The following is a 5,158-nucleotide window of genomic DNA, read 5'->3' on the forward strand; positions in this document are numbered from 1 at the left end:
GGCCAGCTGGCCGCGCTCGCCGGGGCCGCGCCCGCGACGGCGGAGCGGAGCCGATGATGACCGCCCCCGTCACAGCCACCCTGATCGAGCGTCTGCCCCCCCTGAAGGGCCGCGTCTCGCCGGGCGCGCCCCTCGCGGGTGTGACCTGGTTCCAGGTTGGTGGACCGGCCGAGGTGATGGTGCGTCCCCGTGATCTCGAGGATCTCGTCACCCTGCTGCGCGGGCGCCCCGAAGGCGTGCCGCTGCTGACCCTCGGCGTCGGCTCCAACCTGCTTGTCCGCGACGGCGGCCTTGGCGGCATCGTGCTGCGGCTGGGTCGGGGTTTCGCCGGTATCGCGGTCGAAGAAGGCGCGCGGCTTCGCGTCGGCGCAGCCGCGCTCGATCTCAATGTCTCGCTCGTCGCGCGGGATGCCGGCATCACCGGGCTCGAATTCCTGCGCGGCATTCCGGGCACCATCGGCGGCGCCTTCCGCACCAATGCCGGGGCTTATGGCGCCGAACTCGCCGATGTCCTGGTCGAGGCGACGGTGGTCGACGGCGCGGGCGAGATCCGCACCCTGGGGCCCGAGGCGTTTCATTTCAGCTATCGCCACAGCGATTTTCCGGCCGACTGGATCGTGACCGAAGCCGTGCTTCAGGGCCGGCCGGGCGACATCGCCGCGATCGCCGCGCGCATGGACGAGATCGCCGCCGCGCGCGAGGCGGCGCAGCCCGTGCGCAGCCGCACCGGCGGCTCGACCTTCAAGAACCCGCAAGGTCACAAGGCCTGGGAGCTGATCGATGCCGCCGGTTGCCGGGGTCTGCGCCGGGGCGGCGCCGTGGTCTCGCCCCTGCACTGCAACTTCCTGATCAACGAGGGCGCGGCCAGTGCCGCCGATATCGAGGGCCTGGGCGAGGATGTCCGCCGCCGGGTGTTCGAGACCTCGGGTGTAACGCTGGAGTGGGAAATCATGCGCCTTGGCCGTCACGGCTCCCTGCCGGCGGAGGTGAAGTCATGAGTGCCGCGCTGCATGTCGCCGTCCTGAAGGGCGGAATTTCGACCGAGCGGGAGGTCAGCCTGAACTCCGGCGCCGCCTGCGCGCAGGCGCTGCGCAACGCGGGCTTCACCGTGACCGAGATTGATGTCGGCGCCGATGTCGCGCTTCGCCTCGCCGAGGTGAAGCCCGATGTCGTCTTCAACGCGCTGCATGGCCGCTTCGGCGAAGATGGCTGCGTGCAGGGCGTGCTCGAGTTGATGCGCCTTCCCTATACCCATTCGGGCGTGCGGGCTTCCGCCGTCGCCATGGACAAGCCGGCGACCAAGGTGGTTCTGGCCGCCCGCGGCCTGCCGCTGGCGGAAGGCGTCGCGACGACGGCGGGCGAGGCGGCGGCCGGCCACCTGATGGCGCCGCCCTATGTGGTGAAGCCGACCAACGAAGGCTCGTCGGTCGGCGTGCATATCGTGCGCCCGGGCGACAATCGCTACCCGCAGGGTCTCACCGAGGGCTGGACGGCGGACAAGCCGGTATTGGTCGAGCGTTTCATCCCCGGGCGGGAGCTGACGGTCGGCGTGATGCACGACCGGGCGCTGGCGGTGACCGAGATCCTGCCGATGACCGAATTCTACGATTACGAAGCGAAATATGCCGCCGGTGGCTCGCGCCATGTCGTGCCGGCGCGATTGCCCGAAGGCGTGACCGAGAAGGCCATGGCGCTCGCGGTGGCCGCCCATCAGGCACTGGGCTGCCGGGGTGTCAGCCGGACCGATTTCCGCTTCGACGACGCGAGCGGCGAATTGATCGTTCTTGAAGTGAACACCCAGCCGGGCATGACCGGCACCTCGCTGGTGCCGGAACAGGCGGCCTATCGCGGCATGAGCTTCGAGGACCTGGTGACCTGGATGGTGGAGGATGCGTCATGCGATCGCTAGGCGGCATGGTCGGCGGGCTCTTCGGCCAGGCCAAGACCCCCAAACATCGCAAGCGCCGGGTGATGGCGGCGAAGCCCCGTCCCCTCGGCGAGGCGGTCGCGCGCGGCCTGCCCGGCCTTGCCCAATTGGGCTGGCGGGGCAGGGCGGTGCTCGGGCTGGCCGGCGCCTCGGTCCTTGTCGTCGGCGTGCTGGCCCTCGCCGGGCGGCTCGATGACGTGAAGGCCGCGATCGATGCCCGCTTCGCCCATCTGGCGCGGAGCGAGGGCTTCATCGTCGGCAGCGTGACCGTGTCGGGTCGCAGCGTCGTGAAGGCGGGCGATGTTCTCGCCGCCCTCGACATCGAGCGGGGCGACGACATTCTCTCGCTCGATCTCGGCGCGGCACGGGAGCGGTTGCAGAGCCTGTCCTGGGTCCAGTCCGCCTCGATCGAGCGGCGCCTGCCCGACAGCATCCATGTCACCCTCGTCGAGCGCCGGCCGATGGCGCTGTGGCAGACCGACGGCAAGATGCATCTCGTCGACCAGAATGGCATCGCCATCGAGGGCGAGGGGGCGCAGCTGGCGCTCTACGCCAAGCTGCCGCTGATCGTTGGTGACGACGCGCCGCGCTATGCCGCCGAACTGATCGATCTCCTCGCCCGGGAGCCGTCGATCGGCAAGCGGGTGGAAGCCGCGATCCGCGTCTCCAAGCGGCGCTGGAACCTGAAGCTGGACAATGGCGTCGAGATCCGCCTGCCGGAAGAAGGCATGGCCGAGGCTTTCGACCGCCTCGCCCGGCTGGAGCGGACCGATCGGCTGCTGTCGCGCGACATCACCGTCGTCGATCTGCGCCAGTCCGACCGTCTGATCGTCCGCCTGTCCGACGGCGCGGTGCAGCAGATGGCCGTGCCGCCCGCCAAGAATACCTGAGCGAAGGAACAGACAAGAGCCATGGCCGCCGCCCGCAATGCCCTGATCGCAGCCCTTGATGTCGGAACGACCAAGGTTGCCTGCTTCATCGGCCGCATCGATGCGACCGGGCAGGTGCGCGTGATCGGCATCGGCCATCACGCCAGCCGGGGGATGCGCTCGGGCACGGTCACCGACATGGAGGCGACGGAACATGCGATCCGCGCCGCCGTCGAAACCGCCGAACGCACGGCGGGCGAGACCATCCGCGATGTCTTCGTTTCCTTCTCGGGCGGCCTGCCGCAGTCCCACACCATCGGCGTCGAGGTTTCGATCGCCGGCCACGAGGTCGGCGACAGCGATATCCGCAAGGTGCTGGAACAGGGCAACCGTGTCCGCGCCGAAGCGCCGGACCGCGAGCTGATCCACGCCATTCCCGTCGGCTACACGATCGACGGCTCGCGCGGGATCAAGGATCCGCGCGGCATGTTCGGCGAACGCCTCGGCGTCAACATCCATGTCGTCACCGCCCAGTCGGGGCCGATCCGCAATCTCTCGGTCTGCATCAGCCGGGCGCATCTCGGCGTCTCGGGCATCGTGCTGGCGCCCTATGCCTCGGCCCTCGCCTGCCTGGTCGAGGACGAGATGGATCTCGGCATCACCCTGATCGACATGGGCGGCGGCGCGACCTCGATCGCCGTCTTCTACGACGGCAGTCTTGTTCATACCGCGGTGCTGCCGATCGGCGGCGGCCATGTCACCAATGATATCGCGCGCGGCCTGCTGACGCCGACCGCCCATGCGGAACGCATGAAGACCCTGTTCGGCAGCGCCGTGCCGGGCGCCAATGACGACCGCGAGGTGATCGACGTGCCTCAGATGGGCGAGAGCGATCACGGCGCCGCCAATCATGTGCCGCGCTCGGTTCTGAACGGCATCATCCGCCCCCGGATCGAGGAAACTTTCGAGCTGGTGCGGAACCATCTGCGTGACAGCGGATTCGACAAGGTGGGCGGTCGCAAGGTGGTGCTGACCGGCGGTGCGTCGCAGCTGCAGGGCGTGCGCGAACTCGCGGCCGGCGTCCTCGACAAGCAGGTGCGCATGGGCCGGCCGATTCGTCTCTCGGGTCTCGCGGAATCGACGGGCGGGCCGTCCTTCGCGACGGCGGCGGGACTTCTCGCCTATGCCGCGCGGGCGCCGATCGAGGCGGTTCTCGGGCCGGACGACACGGGTGGAACCGGCCGGGTGCGACGCATCGGCCGCTGGCTGAAACAGAATTTCTGAATCGTTTGTCATCAATGAAGCAACACCGGCCACAGGGCCACTTGGTAAGGAGAGCAACATGACGATTTCGCTGGGTGTGCCGGAACCGGCTGAGCTCAAGCCGCGGATCACCGTGTTCGGTGTTGGTGGCGCGGGCGGCAACGCGGTCAACAACATGATCGAGGCACGGTTGGAAGGCGTCGAATTCGTCGTCGCCAATACCGATGCCCAGGCGCTCGCCAACAACAAGGCGATGCGCAAGATCCAGCTCGGCGGCGAGGTCACGCAGGGCCTCGGCGCCGGCTCCAAGCCGGAAGTGGGCCGCATGGCCGCCGAGGAAACGCACGACCAGATCGTCGATGCGCTCGCCGGCTCGAACATGGTCTTCATCACCTGCGGCATGGGTGGCGGCACGGGCACGGGCGCGGCCCCGGTCGTGGCCCGCGCGGCGCGGGAGCAGGGCATCCTGACCGTCGGCGTCGTGACCAAGCCGTTCCAGTTCGAAGGCAGCCACCGCATGCGGACGGCTGAAGCGGGCATCAAGGAACTGCATCAGTTCGTCGACACGCTGATCATCATTCCGAACCAGAACCTGTTCCGTCTCGCGAACGAGAAGACGACCTTCGCCCAGGCTTTCGCCATGGCGGACAATGTCCTTCATTCGGGCGTGCGCGGCGTCACCGACCTGATGATCATGCCGGGCCTGATCAATCTCGATTTCGCCGACGTGCGCACGGTGATGTCCGAGATGGGCAAGGCCATGATGGGCACCGGTGAAGCCTCGGGCGACAAGCGGGCGATCGAGGCCGCCGAAGCCGCGATCTCCAACCCGCTGCTCGACGATGTCTCGATGAAGGGCGCCCGCGGCGTGCTCATCAACATCACCGGCGGCATGGACATGACCCTGTTCGAGGTCGACGAGGCCGCCAACCGGATCCGTTCGGAAGTCGATCCCGAAGCCAACATCATCGTCGGCTCGACCTTCGATCTGGAAATGGAAGGCCGCATCCGCGTCTCGGTCGTCGCGACCGGTATCGAGGCGGAAGTCGGCACCCAGACCCGTCCGGCCATGCCGGTGCAGACCGCCATGCCGGCCGGC

The 5,158-nt window shown here is 68.4% G+C and carries 5 protein-coding genes; all 5 read left to right on the top strand.

Going from position 1 to position 5,158, the window contains the following annotated elements; all coding sequences use genetic code 11:
- Nucleotides 1-53: 53 nt before the first annotated feature.
- The gene (gene murB / locus WAZ62_RS01515; protein WP_422641768.1) at nt 54-998 is read left to right on the top strand and encodes a UDP-N-acetylmuramate dehydrogenase; all 945 of its coding nucleotides are present in this window, start codon (nt 54-56) and stop codon (nt 996-998) included.
- A complete protein-coding gene (locus tag WAZ62_RS01520; RefSeq protein WP_422641764.1) occupies nt 995-1,909 on the top strand; it encodes a D-alanine--D-alanine ligase in 915 nt (304 codons plus the stop codon). The genes murB and WAZ62_RS01520 overlap by 4 nt, the downstream gene beginning before the upstream one ends.
- Nucleotides 1,897-2,817, top strand: coding sequence for a cell division protein FtsQ/DivIB (locus WAZ62_RS01525; protein ID WP_422641765.1), 921 nt, complete (start codon nt 1,897-1,899; stop codon nt 2,815-2,817). The genes WAZ62_RS01520 and WAZ62_RS01525 overlap by 13 nt, the downstream gene beginning before the upstream one ends.
- Nucleotides 2,818-2,838: 21 nt before the next feature.
- On the top strand, nt 2,839-4,080 hold the full coding sequence (gene ftsA / locus WAZ62_RS01530) for a cell division protein FtsA (protein WP_422641766.1): 1,242 nt from the start codon (nt 2,839-2,841) through the stop codon (nt 4,078-4,080).
- Nucleotides 4,081-4,138: 58 nt separating this feature from the next.
- On the top strand, nt 4,139-5,158 hold a 1,020-nt coding region (gene ftsZ / locus WAZ62_RS01535), incomplete at its 3' end, for a cell division protein FtsZ (RefSeq protein ID WP_422641767.1).

Source organism: Zavarzinia sp. (assembly GCF_049306435.1).
In the GTDB taxonomy this organism is placed as follows: domain Bacteria; phylum Pseudomonadota; class Alphaproteobacteria; order Zavarziniales; family Zavarziniaceae; genus Zavarzinia.